Annotated in this window: 15 protein-coding genes and 2 pseudogenes; 9 read left to right on the forward strand and 8 right to left on the reverse strand. The window is 47.7% G+C overall.

Translation table 11 applies throughout. The features are described 5' to 3' along the window. Positions 1-240 precede the first annotated feature (240 nt). Positions 241-2537, forward strand: a pseudogene (gene adiA / locus ATN88_RS00655) (arginine decarboxylase). A 93-nt stretch (positions 2538-2630) separates the two neighbouring features. Here the strand turns inward: adiA and ATN88_RS00660 are convergent. From ATN88_RS00660 to ATN88_RS26395, 3 genes are all read right to left on the reverse strand, one after another. Further along, entirely contained in the window at positions 2631-3518 is an 888-nt protein-coding gene (locus tag ATN88_RS00660) for a sulfotransferase (protein ID WP_067409896.1), read from the reverse strand. A gap of 186 nt (positions 3519-3704) precedes the next feature. Then, a complete protein-coding gene (locus ATN88_RS26390) occupies positions 3705-4079 on the reverse strand; it encodes a hypothetical protein (protein ID WP_232312652.1) in 375 nt (124 codons plus the stop codon). Next, complete coding sequence (locus tag ATN88_RS26395) at positions 4061-4432, reverse strand: glutamine amidotransferase-related protein (RefSeq protein WP_232312653.1); 372 nt, start codon at positions 4430-4432, stop codon at positions 4061-4063. The genes ATN88_RS26390 and ATN88_RS26395 overlap by 19 nt, the downstream gene beginning before the upstream one ends. A gap of 381 nt (positions 4433-4813) precedes the next feature. On the opposite strand from ATN88_RS26395, the gene uvrY reads away from it, so the two are divergent. Genes uvrY through pgsA form a run of 3 tightly spaced genes read left to right on the forward strand, consistent with a single transcriptional unit; the run spans position 4814 to position 7898 of the window. After that, complete coding sequence (gene uvrY / locus ATN88_RS00670) at positions 4814-5458, forward strand: UvrY/SirA/GacA family response regulator transcription factor (RefSeq protein ID WP_067409937.1); 645 nt, start codon at positions 4814-4816, stop codon at positions 5456-5458. Positions 5459-5464: 6 nt separating this feature from the next. Beyond that, complete coding sequence (gene uvrC, locus ATN88_RS00675; protein WP_198158301.1) at positions 5465-7300, forward strand: excinuclease ABC subunit UvrC; 1836 nt, start codon at positions 5465-5467, stop codon at positions 7298-7300. A gap of 43 nt (positions 7301-7343) precedes the next feature. Continuing rightward, positions 7344-7898: a CDP-diacylglycerol--glycerol-3-phosphate 3-phosphatidyltransferase gene (gene pgsA, locus ATN88_RS00680; RefSeq protein ID WP_067409897.1), complete on the forward strand. Its 555-nt coding sequence runs from the start codon at positions 7344-7346 to the stop codon at positions 7896-7898. Here the strand turns inward: pgsA and ATN88_RS00685 are convergent. The 4 genes from ATN88_RS00685 to ATN88_RS00700 all read right to left on the reverse strand — a co-directional run bounded on the left by ATN88_RS00685 (position 7895) and on the right by ATN88_RS00700 (position 13424). Further along, positions 7895-9433: an O-antigen ligase family protein gene (locus tag ATN88_RS00685; protein WP_083539382.1), complete on the reverse strand. Its 1539-nt coding sequence runs from the start codon at positions 9431-9433 to the stop codon at positions 7895-7897. The two genes, pgsA and ATN88_RS00685, sit on opposite strands and share 4 nt — an antisense overlap. A gap of 156 nt (positions 9434-9589) precedes the next feature. Then, positions 9590-10939, reverse strand: a complete 1350-nt coding sequence (locus ATN88_RS00690) for an ATP-binding protein (protein WP_067409898.1) — start codon at positions 10937-10939, stop codon at positions 9590-9592. Between the two features lie 8 nt (positions 10940-10947). Beyond that, a complete protein-coding gene (locus ATN88_RS00695; protein ID WP_067409899.1) occupies positions 10948-11622 on the reverse strand; it encodes a response regulator in 675 nt (224 codons plus the stop codon). 116 nt (positions 11623-11738) lie between these two features. Then, positions 11739-13424, reverse strand: coding sequence for an aspartate:alanine antiporter (locus ATN88_RS00700; RefSeq protein WP_067409900.1), 1686 nt, complete (start codon positions 13422-13424; stop codon positions 11739-11741). A 365-nt stretch (positions 13425-13789) separates the two neighbouring features. On the opposite strand from ATN88_RS00700, the gene ATN88_RS00705 reads away from it, so the two are divergent. Next, complete coding sequence (locus ATN88_RS00705; RefSeq protein WP_157490626.1) at positions 13790-14668, forward strand: DMT family transporter; 879 nt, start codon at positions 13790-13792, stop codon at positions 14666-14668. 61 nt (positions 14669-14729) lie between these two features. Here the strand turns inward: ATN88_RS00705 and ATN88_RS00710 are convergent, their stop codons facing one another. Next, positions 14730-14993 carry a GrxA family glutaredoxin gene (locus tag ATN88_RS00710; RefSeq protein ID WP_067409909.1) on the reverse strand — a complete coding sequence of 88 codons (264 nt, stop codon included), beginning with the start codon at positions 14991-14993 and terminating at the stop codon, positions 14730-14732. A gap of 308 nt (positions 14994-15301) precedes the next feature. Here ATN88_RS00710 and ATN88_RS00715 point away from each other — a divergent pair. From ATN88_RS00715 to ATN88_RS00730, 4 genes and pseudogenes are all read left to right on the forward strand, one after another. Beyond that, positions 15302-16482 (forward strand): annotated as a pseudogene (locus tag ATN88_RS00715) (iron-containing alcohol dehydrogenase). Between the two features lie 324 nt (positions 16483-16806). Further along, a complete protein-coding gene (nfsA, locus tag ATN88_RS00720) occupies positions 16807-17529 on the forward strand; it encodes an oxygen-insensitive NADPH nitroreductase (protein ID WP_067409913.1) in 723 nt (240 codons plus the stop codon). A 402-nt stretch (positions 17530-17931) separates the two neighbouring features. Beyond that, entirely contained in the window at positions 17932-19155 is a 1224-nt protein-coding gene (locus tag ATN88_RS00725; RefSeq protein ID WP_067409916.1) for an L-lactate MFS transporter, read from the forward strand. A gap of 409 nt (positions 19156-19564) precedes the next feature. Continuing rightward, positions 19565-19945: RNA polymerase sigma factor (locus ATN88_RS00730; RefSeq protein WP_067409918.1), on the forward strand; the 381-nt coding region annotated here is incomplete at its 3' end.

The raw sequence follows: 19945 nt of genomic DNA on the forward strand, positions 1-19945 counted from the left end.
TAAATGTCACTAAAGAAATTATGAAGTAACAAATTTAATCAAATGGCTGGCTTTAATTATTCTCCTGTCGTTGAAGCTGGTCATTTGATTAACCAAGAATCTGAGAAAGGCGAACGATACCATCGCCACTCAAAAAGAAATAACGTTAACCAACCTGCCTGACTTATTTATTTTTTCGATAAATTAGCCATCCAAAGCGTTGACGCTGAAATTAGAAAATTACCACAGGTAGTAATTATTATGAGCAACAACTTCAGCAAAATGCGCACTCTGGTCGTAGAGCCGCAAAATATCGAACCAAGCAGCTATGCTGCTCGTACAACTCAAGCTCTGATTGCAGAACTGACTCAACGTACAATTGATATCGTTACTGCAAAATCGTACGAAGATGCAAAAGCAGTTATCTTGCGTCACAAATCGACAGCCTCGTACTGACTCTGGATAAGTCTGAAGAACAAATCGTTCACTCTGAAGAAGAAATCGATCTGCTGAATACACTGAAAGATCGTCAATCTGAAGTGCCTGTATTCCTGCTGGCAGAACGTGCACGTACCTCAATCCTTGCAAACCGCAAACTGATGGAACGTGTTGACGAATGTTACTCTGTACTGGAAGACACCGCTGATTTCGTTGCTGGCCGTATCGTTGCTGCAATGAAACGCTACCGCGAACAAGTACTGCCACCATTGATGAAAGCAATGATGCAGTACAACGATATCCACGAGTATTCATGGTCTGCTCCAGGCCACCAAGGTGGTATCGGCTTCACCAAAACCCCAGCGGGTAACCAATTCCACCAGTTCTACGGTGAAAACCTGTTCCGTACCGATATGGGTATCGAGCGTGCCGCTCTGGGTTCACTGCTAGATCACACTGGCGCATTCAAAGACAGTGAAGTAGAAGCTGCTAAAGTATTCGGTGCTCACGAATCTTACTCTGGCATCGTTGGTACTTCTGGTTCTAACCGCACCATCATGCAAGCGTGTTTGAAAGATGACGACATTGCTATCATCGACCGTAACTGTCACAAATCCATCGAACAAGGCCTGATCCTGACGGGTGCTCGCCCTGTTTACATGGCACCAACACGTAACTGCTACGGCATCATTGGTCCTATCAGCAAATCAACCATGGCTGCTGCGAACATCGAGAAGATGATTGCAGAAGGCAAAATGACCAAAGATGCGAAAAACAAAAAACCAAAATACGCAGTAGTGACCAACTGTACTTACGACGGTATGGTTTACAACTCAGAAAATGCAGAGTCTCTGCTGTCTGAAAGCTCTAACCGCATTCACATGGATGAAGCGTGGTTTGGTTATGCTCGCTTTAACCCAGTGTACCAAGGCCACTTCGCAATGCGTGGTGACGCGAAAGACCACAAAGGTCCAACAGTATTCGCGACTCACTCAACCCACAAATTGTTGAATGCGCTGTCTCAAGCATCATACATTCACGTTCGTAACGGTGAAGACGCAATCGACTTCGATCGCTTCAACCAAGCGTACATGATGCACACTTCAACATCGCCACTGTATGCAATCTGTGCATCAAACGACGTTGCAGCGAACATGATGAAAGGCCAAAGCGGTCTGTCTCTGACGAATGAAGTGATTCGTGAAGCGGTTATCTTCCGTCAAAGCGTACGTAAACTGTTCAACGACTACACTGCAGACGGTGATTGGTTCTTCAAACCTTGGAATGCTGAGGTTGTAACTGAAACCAACGGCGACAAAGTGAAGTTCGAAGATGCGTCTGTTGAGTCTCTGATGACAGTTCAAGAAAACTGGAAACTGCACCCAGAAGACAAATGGCATGGCTTCGAAAACATGGACAACGACTGGTGTATGCTGGATCCAATCAAAGTTAGCCTGCTAACTCCGGGTCTGGATGACAAAGGTAACTTCCTGGATCAAGGTGTACCTGCAGCACTGGTTAGCGCATATCTGGGTCGTTTCGGTATCGTTCCAACACGTACTACTGACTTCCAAGTAATGTTCCTGTTCTCAATGGGTATTACTAAAGGTAAACGCGATACCTTGGTTAACACACTGCTGTCGTTCAAACGTCACTACGACAAAAACGCATCTCTGGAAACGATTCTTCCTGAACTGGTTGAAAGCGCACCAGAAGTGTACAAAGGCCTTGGCCTGCGTGATCTGGGTGACCGTATGTTCCAATACCTGGTTCGTCACAACCCAGCACAAGTACTGAACGAAGCATACTCAACACTGCCAGAAGTTGAACTGAAACCACGTACTGCTTACCAACACATCGTTGCGAACGAAGTAGAGCTAGTACCTTCAGACAAACTGGAAGGCCGCGTTGCAGCGCACTCAGTGATCCCTTACCCACCAGGCATCCCAATGCTGATGGGTGGTGAGAACTTCGGTAACGAAAGCAGCCCACAAATTCAGTACCTGAAAGCACTGGAAGCATGGGATGAAGAGTTCCCAGGTTTCGAACACGAAACTGAAGGTGCGGAAAAAGAACACGGTAAATACCACGTTCTATGTATTAAAAGCGACGCGCTTTAAGGTTGATGCTGCTTAAGCACATTAACTAATGAAATTGAAAACGCCTTCCACTCGGAAGCGTTTTTTTATGTCTATGTGCCATGAGCAAAGAGCTTAAGGGGCTGGGCACCAGGTGTATACCGTATTGATGTCTGTCGCTGGCATTTTCAGCACCTTGTTGCTGCATCGGATATCGGCTCTTTTCATCGCGCGCTCTACGTCGCGATGAGGGTCAAGTTCCCCAAATTCGAGCAAGTTCAGCAAGGTTTGTGAAGGATTCGCAACGAAATCTTCGTAATTAACCGTCATTAAATCCAAATCAAGCTCGTCGATTTCTTGTTTTGTTGTTTGCAGCAGTTTGTTGAGCTGAAAAGCGGTGCCTGCGACTGCATGACGTCGCAGCAAGTCATATTGAGCCAGCTCTTGCAGCGAGTAGGTGCCGCGCCACCACAACATGTTTTTCCCTTGAAACTCCCAGTCCTCTAGCGACATGAGCGAGTTGACGGTCGATGCTGGGTCACGAACAACGTGCACAAACTTGGCGTCAGGAAACAAGCTTTGTAAATAGCAAAGTCGGGCAGGTCCGGTAAAGCGCAACGCCAGACGTGACTTTTCTGCGGTCACCATTCGGTTGCTTAACACCTTTTTAATCTCTGAGATCTCCATGGGAGACGCGTGTTTGCCACGAGCAAATCCGCGGTAGAAGTCTACGTCGTCGCGTGTCATTGAATCCCAAAACAAGGTTGCTTCAGTTGGCGTCGGCGAGAAATCGTTGGCAATGGCCGAGCGCAATGACTTTGCAGGAAACTTGTTGGCTTTCGCGCGCCAGCCACTGGTGTATTTGAACAGCTTGTGCTGGAAATTGGAGGTAGGGTGTTTTTCAAAGTTTTCATCTAACCAACACAGCTCAGGGTGATGCAAAACAATATTCGAAATCAGGCTGACACCTGAACATGGTGGTCCAACAAAAATCAGTGGTTTTTTCAATGATGGCAATTTCATATCTGAAAACACTCCCCTTGGCTGCGTGCGAGGAGAACTGCAATATGAATGCCATCTTATTCATTCGGGAATTCAGTGAGTTAAATCAGAACGGAGTACGCCATGTCTAAATGATTTGCATATTGAAAACGCAGGTTTTTGTTATGCAAATCACAATGTTGTGAAACACGGCGAGGTAGAAGAAATCTAGCTTTGTTTGTCGGTAGAGCGGATGAACTGATGGATTAAAGAGACCACACGCTGACGGTCGCCTTCGCCATAGTGTTCAACCGTCCTTTTCGCGCTATCCACGGTGTCATTGCCTGCTTTTTCTCTTAACCGTTCCAGTAACTGAACGATAAAAGGTGCCGTGAACTCTGGGTGGCATTGCATGGTGAGAATGCGAGTGCCTTTCGCTGTGATGGCTTGCGGGCAGAAATCCGAGGCCGCGAGGGTAACAAACGCCGGTGCAGGGGAAAGTACCTGATCTTGATGGACAGCAAGCAAAGCGAGGCTTGAGGGCGTATCTTGCGTGAAACGCGTTTTACCCGTCTCGGTGATCGTCACTGGATACAGCCCCATACCCCAGCCTTATCGGATTTCTCTACTTGACCACCCAGCGCATAATGAATTGCTTGATGCCCAAAACAAATGCCAAGCATGGGTTGATGGAGTTTGTCACAAAGGCGAATGAATTCAGTGAGGGTCGCAATCCACGGGTCGCTTTCATACACACCCCATTTGCTGCCTGTCACCGCCCAAACGTCGCATTCATCTGGGTGCTGAGGGAATTGACCTTCAAAACAGCGGAACGTCTGTGTGACCTGAATCTGCTCGGTATTGAGCAGTCGCTTGAAGGCGTCATCATAGTGTCCGTAAACAGGGATGGTGTCTTCGTAATGATCGTCACAGAGTAATATTCCTACTGATTTCACTGAGATTCGCTCCTTTCTCTCGCTGCTCGTCACAACTAATGTGTAAGTAAAGAATAACGGAAAGCGCGGGCGAGAAGAAATTTAGCAACTCCGACCATTCACTTGTCCTGACTTCTGGATGTTCATGTATTTTTAGTGTGAATAAGTTGCTTGATATAACTATATGTTGTTATTGAAATTTTGTTTTAGATGCTGTTTGATGGACTAGTTTTTATGACGTCTGTGTTTCAATCGAGACGTAATAAAACCAAAAACATGCACTCTTACACAGATTCAACGTGTTCGGACTTTTATTGTTGGGTTAAACTCAAGTAAGATGCAGCACGAAGTCGAGCGCCGTCGTGGCGCATGGCGAGCCAAAATCATAGTGGAGAAACAAGCTTGATTAGTGTTTTCCTTGTAGATGATCACGAGCTGGTTCGCACAGGGATACGTCGTCTTCTCGAAGACGAACGTGGTGTTAAAGTGGTAGGGGAAGCCGAAAGCGGTGAAGAAGCAGTCAAGTGGTGTCGTAGCAATCATGCGGACATTATCTTGATGGACATGAACATGCCTGGTATCGGTGGCTTGGAAGCCACGCGTAAACTCCTACGTTATAACCCCGACGCCAAGATTATTGTTCTTACAATTCATACTGAAAATCCATTTCCAACCAAAGTCATGCAAGCAGGAGCGGCTGGCTACCTTACAAAAGGTGCAGGTGCGAGTGAAATGGTGAATGCTATTCGCGCAGTGAATAGTGGTCAGCGTTATATTTCGCCAGAAATCGCGCAACAAATGGCGTTGAGTCAGTTCTCTCCAGCGTCAGAGAATCCGTTCAAGAACCTGTCTGAGCGTGAGCTTCAGATCATGATGATGATCACCAAAGGTCAAAAAGTGACGGACATTTCTGAGCAATTGAACCTCAGTCCAAAAACAGTCAACAGTTACCGCTACAGACTGTTTAGCAAACTAGGTATCAATGGCGATGTAGAGTTGACCCATTTGGCGATTCGTCATGGTATGCTAGACACAGAAACACTCTAATTACTTCTGTTCACTGTGTTTGATGCTAAAAACTTTCTAAAAACAGTTTCTGACAAACCGGGCGTCTATCGAATGATGGACGCTTCCGGTGAAATTATTTATGTCGGAAAAGCAAAGTCACTCAAGAAACGTCTTTCGAGCTATTTCAGAACGAATGTTTCGGGTGAAAAGACCCGTGCATTGGTGAAAAACATCGCCAATGTCGAAGTCACCATCACTCACAGTGAAACCGAAGCGCTCATTTTAGAGCACAACCTCATCAAGCAGCACTTGCCACGCTACAACGTGCTGCTGCGTGATGACAAATCCTATCCCTATATTTTCCTTTCTGCTGCCAAGCATCCGCGCTTGTCCATTCATCGTGGTGCAAAGAAGCGTAAAGGGGAATATTTCGGCCCGTTCCCCGATGCAGGGGCGGTTCGACAAAGTCTTTATCTTCTTCAGAAAATCTTTCCAGTACGCCAGTGTGAAGACTCGGTTTATGCCAATCGTACGCGCCCTTGTCTGATGTATCAGATTGGCCGTTGTGCGGGCCCTTGTGTGAAAGGGATCATTTCCGATGAAGACTATGACGAGTTGGTGAATTTCACGCGCCTTTTCCTGCAAGGGAAGGACCGACAAGTGATCGCCACGCTGGTGGAGAAAATGGAAGCGGCCAGCCAGTCTTTGGCGTTTGAGAAAGCGGCTGAATATCGCGACCAAATCCAAGCATTGCGCCGTGTTCAAGAGCAACAGTTTGTTTCTCAGAACAGCGATGATGATTTGGATGCCATTGGTGTCTCGATTGAAAACGGCATCGCTTGTATTCATGTCTTGTTTCTTCGCCAAGGCAAGGTTTTGGGCAGCAGAAGCTATTTCCCGAAAATGCCGGCGGACACGGATTTAAACGAATTGGTGTCGACGTTTATCGGCCAGTTCTATATCAATCAGGCGGAAGGTCGCACCATTCCGACCAGCATTTTGCTTGGACAGGATTTAGGTGAAGAACTGGATGCTTTGAGCAAAGCACTGTCAGAGATTGCGGGCCGTAAGGTCAATATCCAAAGCAAGCCTCGCGGTGCCCGCGCACGTTTCCTCAAACTGGCGCAAACCAATGCGGCAACAGCACTTACCAGCAAGATTAACCACAAGATGACCATTCACAACCGCTTCAATGTGCTCACGGAAACGCTGGGTTTGGAGTCGGTAAAACGCATGGAATGTTTTGATATCAGCCATACCATGGGTGAGCAAACCGTGGCGTCTTGTGTTGTTTTCAATCAGGACGGTCCAGTTAAACAGGAGTATCGGCGTTACAATATCACCGGTATTACGGGCGGCGATGATTACGCGGCGATGGCGCAAGTCTTGGAGCGTCGTTATGCAAAACAATCTGATCCTGAAAAGATCCCTGACATCATCTTGATTGATGGTGGTAAAGGCCAGCTTAACAAAGCGTGGGAAGTGGTGAGACCGCTGTTAGCGGAATGGCCGAAGCACCCGCTGATGCTAGGTGTTGCCAAAGGCACCACACGTAAACCCGGACTAGAAACGCTGATCAAAGTGACGGGGGAGGAGTTTTCCATGCCTTCCGATTCACCTGCTCTTCATCTGATCCAACACATCCGAGACGAGAGTCATAACCATGCGATTTCAGGTCACAGAGCGAAGCGAGCGAAAGCGCGTAAGAGCAGTGTTCTGCAAGAAATCGAAGGGGTTGGCCCGAAACGTCGACAAGCTTTGCTTAAATATTTAGGCGGTATTCAGGAGCTTAAACGCGCTTCTGTTGAAGAAATAGCCAAAGTGCCTGGAATAAGCAGAGTTTTAGCAGAGAAAATTCATTCGTCGTTGCAACAGCAATGACTTTCGTCCACCATAGCGGTGTTACTCACCAACAATTACAACTATGCGACTGAACATCCCCATTATTCTGACTCTTCTACGCATCGCATTAATTCCCGTTTTTGTCATCGCGTTTTATCTTCCTTACGAGTGGTCGGCGTTTGTCGCTGCGCTTATTTTTGTTATTGCTGGTTTCACCGATTGGTTGGACGGATACCTTGCTCGAACCCTTGACCAAACTACCCGTTTCGGGGCGTTTCTCGACCCTGTTGCCGATAAGGTCATGGTGGCAATCGCACTGGTGTTGATCACCGAGCATTACCATTCAATTTGGGTAACCATTCCTGCTGCGACCATGATTGCTCGTGAAGTGATTATTTCTGCGCTTCGTGAGTGGATGGCGGAACTGGGTAAGCGAGCCAGCGTCGCCGTCTCTTGGGTGGGGAAATTCAAAACTGCTGCGCAAATGTTCGCACTCACCATGCTGCTTTGGCGTGACAGCGAGTTCATCATCTACATCGGCTATGCGGCACTTTACATCGCAACAGCACTGACTTACTGGTCAATGTGGCAATATCTGATTGCGGCAAAAGACGATTTGCTCAGCGCGGATGACTAATCGTTATCAGGATTCTCAGAGGCTGCCTTAGGGCGGCCTTTGTTCTTTCTGGGGTTGGGTACCACTTGAAGCCGCTCGGTTAACCCGCCCCGTTTGGCGCGTGCTTCTGCCTCAAGTTCCTCCGGTGTTTTCTCCCGTGTTCGTTCTATGTTGTTTACATAGTTTGATACCGCCGCGGTGAGGGCCAAAAGAATGTATATAGGCCAGGTGAAGCCTTGGGTTAAGAAGGTGCCTGAGACGCAAAATGCGACCATACCGGAGTAAAGACCATCACTGATAGCCCTAACAACCGGATCGTAGATTTGAGGGTGCTTGGAGACGATATTTGCGGTCTTTTGAGCTGAACGGAAGACCACGAACGTCATATACAAGAACGCGGCTAATCCCACAAAGCCTGTTTCTCCCAAAACCCCAAACCACGTACTGTGAACGGCGTGGTTAAGTCCATCCCAATGGGGAGAGTAGAAGAAGTAGTTAAAATAGAAGTTGTTGAGGCCAACACCTGAAATGGGGTTGTCTACGGCCATAAAGAAAGCAGCTTCCCACGCATAGAGTCGGCCTTTTGCAGATTCATCTAATCCTTCTTCTGCCGCGCCCCCAGACTTACGTCCACTGATCCCCGCGAAGACAAACAGGAATAGCATCAATATTCCGCCGCCCAGTATCAACAGCGTTTTAGATTGGACACGTCGCCATGCAATCACACCCAATGTAGACATAATCCCTAGTAAACCGCCTCGGCTTTGGGTGCCGATAATGGCCATAAACAAGGCAGCAGCGGTAATCGCGCCAAAGAACCGCGTCTTCTTGGGTAAACCATTCGTGATGGCGATAGATATGGCAAAAGAGAAAGGAAAGAGAAGCACAAGTGCCAAATCGTTGGGGTCACCCAACACAGATCCTAGCTCACGGCCAACGGTGACACGGGTTTCCTCCACCATGCCGATACCGTTTATCTTGTTGTAGTTGGTGACGAGCGCAATACAAAGCCCGGACACAGATATCATGGTCAGCGCGCGGCGATAATGCGAAACACTCGTAAGCAGCCAAGCCAAAGCGGGTGTCATGATCCCAATCTTCACGTAGATATTCTTAAAGTACGCGAACGCTTCACCGAAATTCCCTGCCAAAGGCAAGCCAATGGTGACCAATGCAAAAAAGATGTAGAAGCTGGTTAGCTCTTTGCAATTGAACATCTTGATTTTTCCACTAAAACCAATGTGCCAAGCGAGTGTTGTTAAGGTTCCCAAAGAGAGCATTAGCGGAATCTTGAGCGAGTAGAGCGGTGCAAAGGCTTCATGTAATCGAAAAAACGAAAAAGCAATGAACAACAGACCAAGCAGAATAGGTTGGCTGATGGTGATAAGCACAGCAAAGGGAAGAATGCCGACCGCGACGGGAATGATAGGGTGGGGTATCACGAGCCAAACCAGGCACGCCAAAGCAATGAACAATGCGGTCGCATGAACAAAGTGGGTTCTTAGTCGGGTGACTAAGAGAAGTCGTTGCTCTTCAATCCATTTAATCAGTTGCATCTATCGCGCTCATTCCTCCATGTATGGAAACTTGAGCAAACTCTGTGCCAGTGAATAAGATAGTTGCTGGGCGGGGATTTTGTATTGAAATCAATAAAAAACCGCGCTTTTAGTGCGCGGTTTTTCCATTTTGCATGTCAAATTGAGAGACAGCGATTAACGTGTTTTTGGAAAGGTCATGGTAAAGGCTGCGCCTTCTAATGAAGAAGTCGATGCTTTGATTTGGCCGTCATAGCTGTGCACGATTTCATCACAAACAGCAAGACCAATACCCGTGCCCGGATTAAGCTGGTCTGCACGGACGCCACGTTGGAAAATCGATTCTCTGACGTTTTCTGGCACACCGGGACCGTCATCTTCAATCACAAGGACATAACTTTCGAGTGTTTCTCTCGACGAGATGCGAATTTCGCTAATACAGAAGCGGAAAGCATTCTCCAGCAAGTTTCCAAGTAGTTCGGTTAAATCCGCTTTATTAAGCGGTAACGATGGCAATGCTGTGGTTTCCACCGAGATCTTGACCGGCTTGTCACCGTAAATCTTGGCAAACATGCCCGTCAGGCTATCGACCACGGGTTTGAGTTCTGTTTTCTCTCGCACCAATCCACGATCACCGACCAAAGCGCGACGCAGCTGATATTGCACCATGTCATCCATTTGGCTGACCTGTTCGACTATACGCTTACTGAGAACATCACGGCTCAGCGTGCTGTCGTCAAGCAGAGCATTGGTCACGGCCAAGCGGCTTTTCAGACTGTGCGCCAAATCATCCATAGCATGACGGTAGCGCTGAGTTTGTTCCTTGCGAAGCTGGATCATACGGTTCAACGCTTCGGTCACTTCTTCAAGCTCAGAGGGATAATCCTGATCGAGCTTTTCACGACGCGACTCCGCAATCTCGTGTAGCTCACCCGCGAGCTTACGCAACGGGCTGAAGCTCCAGTAGGACGCGGCATACAGAAGTCCTGTCGCGCCTAGGAAGAGCAAGGTGACATAAAACCATGTCTTACTCTTGATGGCAGACATCTTTTCAAGCTGAGGGCTGACTTCGCGAATAACGAAGAAGTTCTCGTTCTTTGATTGGGTCGCGTCAGAGATGACGTGAACGATGTAAGGCAAATCGTTGTAGGTCACCAGATCCGGTTCTGAAATATCGAAAGGAATGGACGAACAAATGTTATCCATTCCTTTGCCTTTTGCATCCGAAGACATCCATAAAACGGTGTCGTCGCGTCGACAAATGAAAGCGAGGTAATCAGAAGGAGAGTCGAGCTTTTTCGGCGCGCTGGCGATATTAGATTTCGCAAGCTCTAACAACCTGTCTCTGCGAAGCTCACCCACGATGTGAGGAACGGCAGTGACAAGATCAGTAGAGTAGAGTGCGACGTAGCTTTTGATGTAAAGCTGATTGAGCAGCAGCCCAAATGCGATTGAGAACACAAGGATTATCGAGATGGACGTCGCGATAACCCGTTTGTGCATTGGGGGCGTCATTTTTGGCTTCATACGAATGGCTAGCTGACGTTAAGTTCGAAAATGTAACCCTGTCCACGAATGGTAGAAATCGGGTTGTCTTGTCCGGCAGTGGTGAGCTTTTTACGCAAGCGGCTCATCATCACCTCGATGGTGTTTGGGTCGCCTTCTTGGTCTTGGTAGAGCACATCTAACAAGCGCTGTTTCGATACCACTTGTCGATTATGGCGAACCAGATATTCCAGTAAGTCGTACTCGAACGCCGTTAATTCCACCTGTTGGTCGTCAACCGTCACTTTCTTCGCCAGCAGATCGATCGCAATTTTGTCTGCGCGCAATTCAGGTTTTACGAAGCCTGCACTGCGGCGAACCAAGGCGTTTAGTCTCGCGACCAACTCTTCTTTTTGGAAAGGCTTAACAAGGTAGTCGTCGGCACCGGCATCAAGTCCTGAGACTTTGTCTTGCCAGTTTGCACGGCCTGTCAGAATAAGAATAGGGGTGCGAACACCTGCGCGGCGAATGTCTTTGATCAGACTGATTCCGTCACGGTCGGGTAAACCGAGATCCACGATTGCGATGTCATTGGGGTAGTCTTTAGCGACAAACAAGCCTTCTTCGGCGTTTGGTGCGCAATGAACTTGGTTACCAAGCTCAGACAGTTCCGTTTTTAGGTGGTGACTTAAGAGGGGGTCATCTTCGACAATCAGGATTCGCATAGGTAACGGCCTCAGAGAAAGGTGGCTCTAACTTATTAATATTCAGCGAACAGTGTAACTTTGTTCGCTGAATATTGGCTGACTGAATATCGCTGATTGATAACTGAGACGAAATTTTACGTCAGGATCACGAGAAGGGTGCCGGCAAACGTAAGAAGAACGTTCGCGATAGCATAAGTACCTGCATAACCCAGTGCTGGGATGGTGCTTCGTGCGTGGTGGTTAATCATGTCCATGGCTGGCGCACAAGTACGCGCACCGATAATCGCACCGAACAGAAGCGCACGGTTCATATTCAGTACATACGCACCCACCAAGTAGGCCAAAATAACAGGCACCACACTCACCGCAAGCGCACCAAGCATAATGGTAAAGCCCATCTGCTGTAAGTATTCCAACAGGTTGCTACCTGCGCTCAAACCCACGCCGACCATAAAGGTCATCAGACCCAGCTCTTTCAGCATGTTGATTGCACCTTGCGGCACGTAACCAAACGTAGGGTGGTTAGCACGCAAGAAGCCAAGCAAGATACCAGCAATCAAAAGGCCAGAGGCATTACCCAAACCGATGGTCATGCCACCAAAGGTCATGGTGATCAAACCGAAAATCAAGCCGAAGATGAAGAAGGAACAGAAGGCCAGCATGTCTGAAACCTGACTGTGGATCGAGATAAAACCGATACGCTCAGCAAGGCCCATTACGCGGCGTTTCTCGCCACTCACCTGCAATACATCACCTTTCGCCAGCATGATGTTGTGATCCATTGGCATTTCAATCTGCGCACGGACAACACGGTTAAGGAAACAGCCGTACTCTGCAAGGTTCAGATCAGAAAGACGCTTACCAATGATGGCATCGTTCTTTACCACGATTTCTTCTTCAACCACGCGAAGGTCAAGCAGGTCGCGGTCGAATACTTCTTTACCGTTACGGAAAGATGGGTCAAGACGCGCATGGCTGTCTGGGTAACCTACCAGTGCGATTTCATCGCCTTCTTGCAAGATGGCATCGCCATCTGGGTTAGCAAGAATACCGTTACGACGAATACGTTCGATGTAACAACCAGTTTGGCGGTAAATACCCAACTCACGCAGGTTTCGGCCATCTACCCAGTTAATCAGTTCTGGACCCACACGGTAGGCACGAATGATTGGCAGATAAACTTTGCGTTGAGATGAACTCCCCAAGCCGCGTTCAGCAGCAATTTTCTGCGCTGAATGCTCAAGGTTTTCCTTTTGCAGTTTTGGCATCAGGTTCGCCAGCAAAATAAGGCTCACCAAACCCACCAGATAGGCCAGTGCGTAACCGACACTCAGGTTGTCGATCATGGTCGCGATTTGCTGTGGTGAGTAGTCAACACCTGCTAGGCCTGCATTCAGCGCATCTTTAGCACCTACAAGGACAGGTGTTGCCGTCAATGCACCTGCCATCATGCCTGTTGCAATGCTGCCATCAACGCCGAACTGATAACGCATCAGCAAGGTAATGGCGACTGAAGCTGTCAGTACAGTCAGTGCAAGGATCAGGTAGGACTTACCGTCGCGGAAAAAGATGCCGAAAAAGTTAGGGCCCGCTTCGATACCTACACAAAAGATAAAGAGCATAAAGCCAATGTTCAGAGCTTCTGGACTAAAGGTAAAACCGGCATGACCAAAGCTCAACGCCGTTACGAGAACGCCAATTGAGTTACCAAACTGGAAGCTACCAATACGGATCTTGCCAATGGTTAAACCGATAGCAAGAACGACAAATAACAAAAGAATATCGTTTTGAACGAGCAAAGTGTTTACGTCGATGTTCACTTAACTACTTATCCGCGTGCGGGGGAGGAAAATTCTGGTCGGGTATTATACGCATTTGTAGCGAAATGTAATTTAAGAATGCGAGAAATTTGGCATTTTAATTCAGGGATTTGTCAGAACGTCGAAAGGATATTGTGAAGAATAATTTACACCTGATTATGACGCTGAAAATGTTAGCAAAAAGGGTGATTTTGAAACGCTATTCAGGGTGGGGAATTTTGCTTTTTGGACGTTAAAAATGGCGTGATTCAGGTGCAGGATAGATATCTTGATTGCAATTCTTCTTCGCGAGGCCGAAAAGGAGAAAAAGGTGTGTTAACGTCGCGTTAAAAGTGAAAGAGGCAAAACGAAAAAGGAGTGAGGTGTTGGCGTCACATTCACACGTAAAAGGGATGATCATGCTGGTGTTGGCCGTGTTGTCTGCAACCGCGATGGATGCGTTGATCAAGCTCGCAGGCGAAGACATCGGCACGTGGCAATTGCTCTTTATGCGATGGCTAGTTGGCATGCTGATTTTGCTGCCTGTCGTTATCTATGTCTACAAGCGTGGCGTGATCATAAAAGACAAGCGCATTTATTACATTCGCTTCTTGCTCAACCTTATTGGTTGCTACGCCTTGTTTTATTCGCTTGCGAACATCCCTTTTGCCACCGTCATTACCATTTTGTTTGCTGAGCCCCTCTTTATTATCCCTTTGGCGGTCATTCTTCTAGGGGAAACGCTTTCCCTAAAGAACGTGGTTGCGAGCGTCATTGGGTTCAGCGCAGTCTTCTATATTAATCAGCCGACTAAAGCAGGCATGGGGCTCGACTTCTTTGCTCCCGTTATCGCGGCGTTGATGTTGGCCTTGGAACATGTACTGAATAAGAAAATGGGCTCAGAAGAAAATCCGCAGCTTATGCTGTTTTGGCTCGCGGCACCTTTGGCTTTGGTTTCCTTGCCGATGACGACATTGCATGTGGGGTGGGAGTCTGTGACGGCTTTCCAATGGTGGATTGTTGGTGCTGCCGCGATATTCGGGAATGCCTACAACTACTTCATTATCGTTGGATTCAGATATACCAAGGTTTCAACGGGGGGCGTGTTGCTATACTTGGCTGTGCCGCTCTCTTTCGTCATTGGTGCAATAGCGTTTGAAGAGATACCGTCAGTGTCAGATATCGTATGCGGTGTGGCGATATTAGTGGCTTCGATGCTCGCTAACGTGTCGTTTAAGCGAAAAAGCCGACAACAGAAGCAGTGACGCCGAATGAAGGGTAAATAAAAAGCGGCTCATTGAGCCGCTTTTTTAGAATCAGAAACGATTACTCGTACAGACCCAGATTTGCTTTTGCATATGCTTCGAAATCTGTGAAGCCGCCAACGTGGTCTTGGTCAACGAAGATTTGTGGCACAGTTTCAACTGGTTTACCTACAGTCTTCTCCAGATCCGCTTTGCTGATGCCTTCTGCGTGGATATCTACGTAGCGGTAGTTGAAGTCGTCGCGCTCAGTTTTCAGCTTCTCTGCCAAATCTTTAGCGCGAACACAAAATGGGCAACCTGGACGACCAAAAATCACAACGAACATAATCTTATTTCCTATTCTTATCTGCACTGATGCCGTAGAAACAATCCTTGAACTACAACACCCTGAAAATCTTAGCTGTCACTATGCACCAACCTGATTTCTATGGAAAGAAGGTTTTATCTTTTAATTCAATCGAAGAAACCTATCAATCATCTGATTTCACCAATTAGGCTGCGATATGGTCTCTGTGACAGCCTCAACACATGTTTAAAACAGACGCCGAATAAAGGCAGTTCACTGCGCTATATCAATTCTCACTGTATGCGTCTAAGCCATTCTACGTTGAGGCCAGTATTCAAGGAGATACCATGTTTCAATTCATGACGGCGACAAGGATCATTTTTGGCGAGGGCGCACTGATTAACTCACTGTCCGTGATTAATCAGTTTGGTTACAGCGCGCTTGTCGTCACGGGCAAAGATGAACAACGTGCAGCCCCGCTTCTCAGTTATCTCAAACAGCAAAACATGCGTTACTTGCAGCTTTCAATTCACGGAGAACCACTGATCGCTAAAGTCGAAGAAATGGTGGCGGGAGGACGTGAGTTTAAACCTGACATGATCATCGCGATTGGCGGTGGCAGCGTGATGGATGTGGGTAAAGCACTCTCTGGCCTTATTCCCAACCAAGGCAGCGTCTATGACTATGTTGAGGTTGTCGGGCGCGCGCTGCCCATGACGGCAAAACCTCTGCCATGCATCGCGATTCCAACCACTGCGGGCACAGGGTCAGAAGTCACACGCAATGCGGTGCTGATTTCCGCGCAAGAAAACGTAAAAGCGGCATTAAGAAACCCGGAAATCATTCCTGATGTGGCCATCATCGACCCAACGTTAACGTATGGCATGGATAAAACCCTGTCTGCCTGTTGTGGGATGGATGCATTTACGCATTTGATGGAAGCTTACGTCTGTGGCGATCCGAACCCGCTGACGGACATGGTGTGTGAAGAAGGCCTGCGTCGTTTAGCCCCTGCCATTTTGCATGCGTGTGAAGATGATGATCCGAGAGCCCGATCCGACATGGCCTTTGCCTCAATGCTAGGCGGGATGCGCAATCAAACGCCAAATTGGGCGCAGCCCACGGATTAGCGGCAGCACTGGGCGGTATGCTTGATGCGCCACATGGCGTAATAACCGCACAGCTTGCGCCATATGTGATGGCGGAAAACATTCTCGCCGCGCGCGATGCCGGCAGGATCAGCCTGTTGAACCGCTATCGCCAGCTAGCGTGTATTTTGACAGGTAGACACAATGCTGAACCAAGTGACGGCATCATCTGGGTGCAACGTATCCTCAAGCGTTTGGAAATTCCTTCGCTGTGTGAGTATGGGTTATGTGATTCAGCCTTTGAGCAAGTGGCAAAGCAGGCAATGAAGTCGAGTTCCATCAAAGGGAACGCGCTGCCACTGAGTGAAGAAAGACTGATTTCTATTTTGGATAGAATGTGTCACCAAGTGGCGGTTTCAGATTTTCTGGTTATGGAGTAATTCAAAGCCACTGCCGACAATGCCTGATTGAATCTGTTTGATTGAGAGCACCGGTTTCTTGCGGGCTGCTCTCAATGGGTTGTCCATCGTTTGTCGTGGTCACATTGCTCAATAAAGAAGATACCCACACCGAATAAGCCCTTTAAACAAAAGGGGAGTAATGCGGTGTTGTGGAAGGTGCATCCTTTTGGCATTGGAAAGCCAAAGATTGTGTTTGATGCCATTGATAATCCGTCACAATAAACGCAATCGGCAAGCATTGAGGTTCACTTTTCCATCTTGAGTGCTAATAATGGCTGTTCAAAGAAACGAAAAGGATGCCTTATGACGCCCGTTGTAGAAACGTTACTTGCTCACCGCTCTATTCGAAAATTTGAAGACAAGCCTTTAACAGAAGAGCAAGTCGCCGTGATTATTGATTGCGCACGCGCGGCTTCCTCTTCAAGTTTCATCCAGTGCACTAGCATCATTCGTGTCGTTGACAAAGAGAAGCGTCGCTTACTTGCTGAGTACGCGGGGAATCAGGCGTACGTGGCTGACGCTGCGGAGTTCTTTGTTTGGTGCCTCGATTTTAATCGTCATCTGCAAATTAAACCTGACGCGCAATTAGGCTTTACAGAGCAAACGCTCATTGGGGCAATAGATACGGCGTTGATGGCGCAAAACGCACTTGCAGCGGCAGAGTCGATGGGGTTGGGTGGCGTGTACATTGGCGGCATCCGCAACAATCCCGATAAGGTGTCAGCACTTTTAAATCTGCCAGATTACGTGGCACCGCTCTTTGGGCTGTGTCTGGGCTATCCAGCGCAGGACCCAGAAGTGAAACCTCGTTTGCCTGCATCGCTTATCGTTCACACCGATGAGTACCAAGCAGTAGATAAAGAGGAACTGGCAGAATACGATGAGATTGTCAGACACTACTATCGCACGCGGACAGGTGGTACCAAGGAAATGACGTGGAGCGAACAGATTGACGGTACGCTTGGCAAAGAAGCGAGACCGTTTATGAAAGCGTTTATTGAGTCTAAAGGGCTAAGTACCAAGTAGATGTCGTCAGACCTATATAGAAGAGGGCAACGTTTGTTGCCCTTTTTTGTGCTGACTTTCTGGGCGTTGGTCGTCGTGAATTGCAACACCATCAAGCCGGAAACCCTTTAATTTCTTTGAGCAAGAAGGGTTTCCCACTATAACACCTTTCATTTTCGCAAACTTTTTTTGCAGAAAACAAAACTAGATTTTGATCCAGCTCACTTTCCCTGATAGACTCCGCGCGCTTCTGTCATTCTCACCTTATTTGAAGAATGCTAACAATTATTTAATACCCAAACTACTTAAGGGGCTATGCATCTGAAATGTATAGGTTTTAGGTCGTTTGGGTTTTTGGTTGGGCTGTTGCCGTAGGGGCTTTTCCAGCGACACCCTTTTTACTTGAATTAATTGAGTCGTAACATGAATAAACTGAACAAAGCTACGGGCGTTCTCGCTGCTGGTTTCTTTATCAATATGTGTATCGGCATCCTGTACGCGTGGTCTGTAATCAAGCAGTCACTGGTAGAGCAGGGTTGGTCGAACGCTGATGCATCTATGCCTTACACCGTTGCAACCATCTGTTTTGCACTTTCTCTGCTGGTGGCGGGTAACCTGCAAGACCGTATGGGTCCTCGTAAAGTTCTGATCCTAGGTACCGTTATGGTTGGTATCGGCATGATCATTTCAAGCTTTGCTTCAACGCCAATGACTTTGTTGCTGACCTTCGGTGTTGTGACTGGTTGTGGTATCGGTTTCGGTTACGCGTGTCTGTCACCTGCTGCAATGAAGTGGTTCCACCCTTCTAAGAAAGGCATGGTTAACGGTCTGATCGCTGCGGGCTTCGGTCTGGCTGCGGTTTACCTGGCACCTCTGACATCTACTCTGATCGCAAACTACGGTGTTCAGCAGAGCTTCCTGATCCTGGGTGTTGGTATCCTAGCAATCGCAGTTCCACTGGCTTGCACCATCAACAACCCACCTTCTGGCTACACGCCAGAAGCACCAGCCGGCTATGTAGCTAAAGCAGGCTCAGGTGACAACAACATGGGTTGGAAACAAATGGTTAAGACCCCACAGTTCTACTCACTGTGGCTGATGTACGCGCTGGCGTCTTCTGCAGGTCTGATGGTAATCGGCAACATCACTTCTATCGCAGTTAAGCAGTCTGACCTGACTCAAGCAGCGTTCTTGGTTGTTGTTCTGTCTATCTTCAACTCTGGCGGTCGTGTTGCAGCAGGTATGCTGTCTGACAAGATCGGTGGTATCAAAACTCTGATGCTTGCGTTCATCATGCAAGGCATCAACATGATGATGTTCGCAACGTACAACACTGAGTTCACTCTGATGGTTGGTGCGGCTGTTGCAGGTGTTGGTTACGGTACACTGCTTGCAGTATTCCCTTCTATCACTGCTGACTACTACGGCCTGAAAAACTACGGCGGTAACTACGGCGTGCTTTACACCGCATGGGGTGTGAGTGGTTTCATTGGTCCTGTTGTTGCTGCTACAGCAGTAGACATGACTGGCAACTACGTAATGGCTTACACCATCTGTGCAGCAATGCTGGCAGTGGCTGTGGTTCTGTCTTTCGTGACTAAACCAGTTAAAGCTGTTGCAGTAGAAGGTCAACAAGCGGCTGCATAATTGCGCTGACTAACACCTTCAAAAAACCCGCTCCTAGAGCGGGTTTTTTATTACCTCAATTTCATATAAAACCGCCAAATATCGCGGTTTCCGGCCTGTTTCCCCCCTCCAAATCACTTAGGCAAATTCGGCAATTAACTGGTCAGACTTCTGTTGAAAGGTAATAAAGTGTGCCATGAGTGAGAAAAAATGAGACTCAACAAAAACCTACTTTTCGAAGGGTAATCGAACAGTGTGCAAAACTGATGTTCATAAGTCACTGATATAAAAACGCTGTACAAGTATTGTCTATTTTGTACAGTGTTTTTTAACTGAATTATCGTGAAATTTGAATAGAAAACACTGTTTGATTGTTGGGTGAGCATTGGCTAGGTTGAGTTCACCACTCGAATACCAGGAGGGTATTAACATGCATTCAGTGGATTCAACCTGTTTTCAGAACAGTGAGCGTGAACATATCGAGAAGATTCAAGCGGGGCATCCGAAAGCCCGCACTTACTTTGACCAACTGGTTGCTCGTTATGTGTCACCGTTACATCGTCGATGCATGGCTTGGTTAGGGTGTCCTCATGATGCGGATGACGTATTGCAGGAAACCTTGGTACGTAGTTACCGTTATATCCATGCCTATCGCGGCGAAGCTGCATTCAGAAGCTGGCTATATGCCATTGCGGATAACCAATGTCGGAGCTATTTGAAGAAGCGTGCAACGCACTCACAGCGTTTCGTTTCTGAAGAGCTTCAGGAAGAGGCGGGTAGCGAAGACAGCTGTCCGTTAACTGCAGACGGA

The sequence above is a fragment of the Enterovibrio coralii genome (assembly GCF_001559595.1).
Lineage (GTDB): Bacteria > Pseudomonadota > Gammaproteobacteria > Enterobacterales > Vibrionaceae > Enterovibrio > Enterovibrio coralii.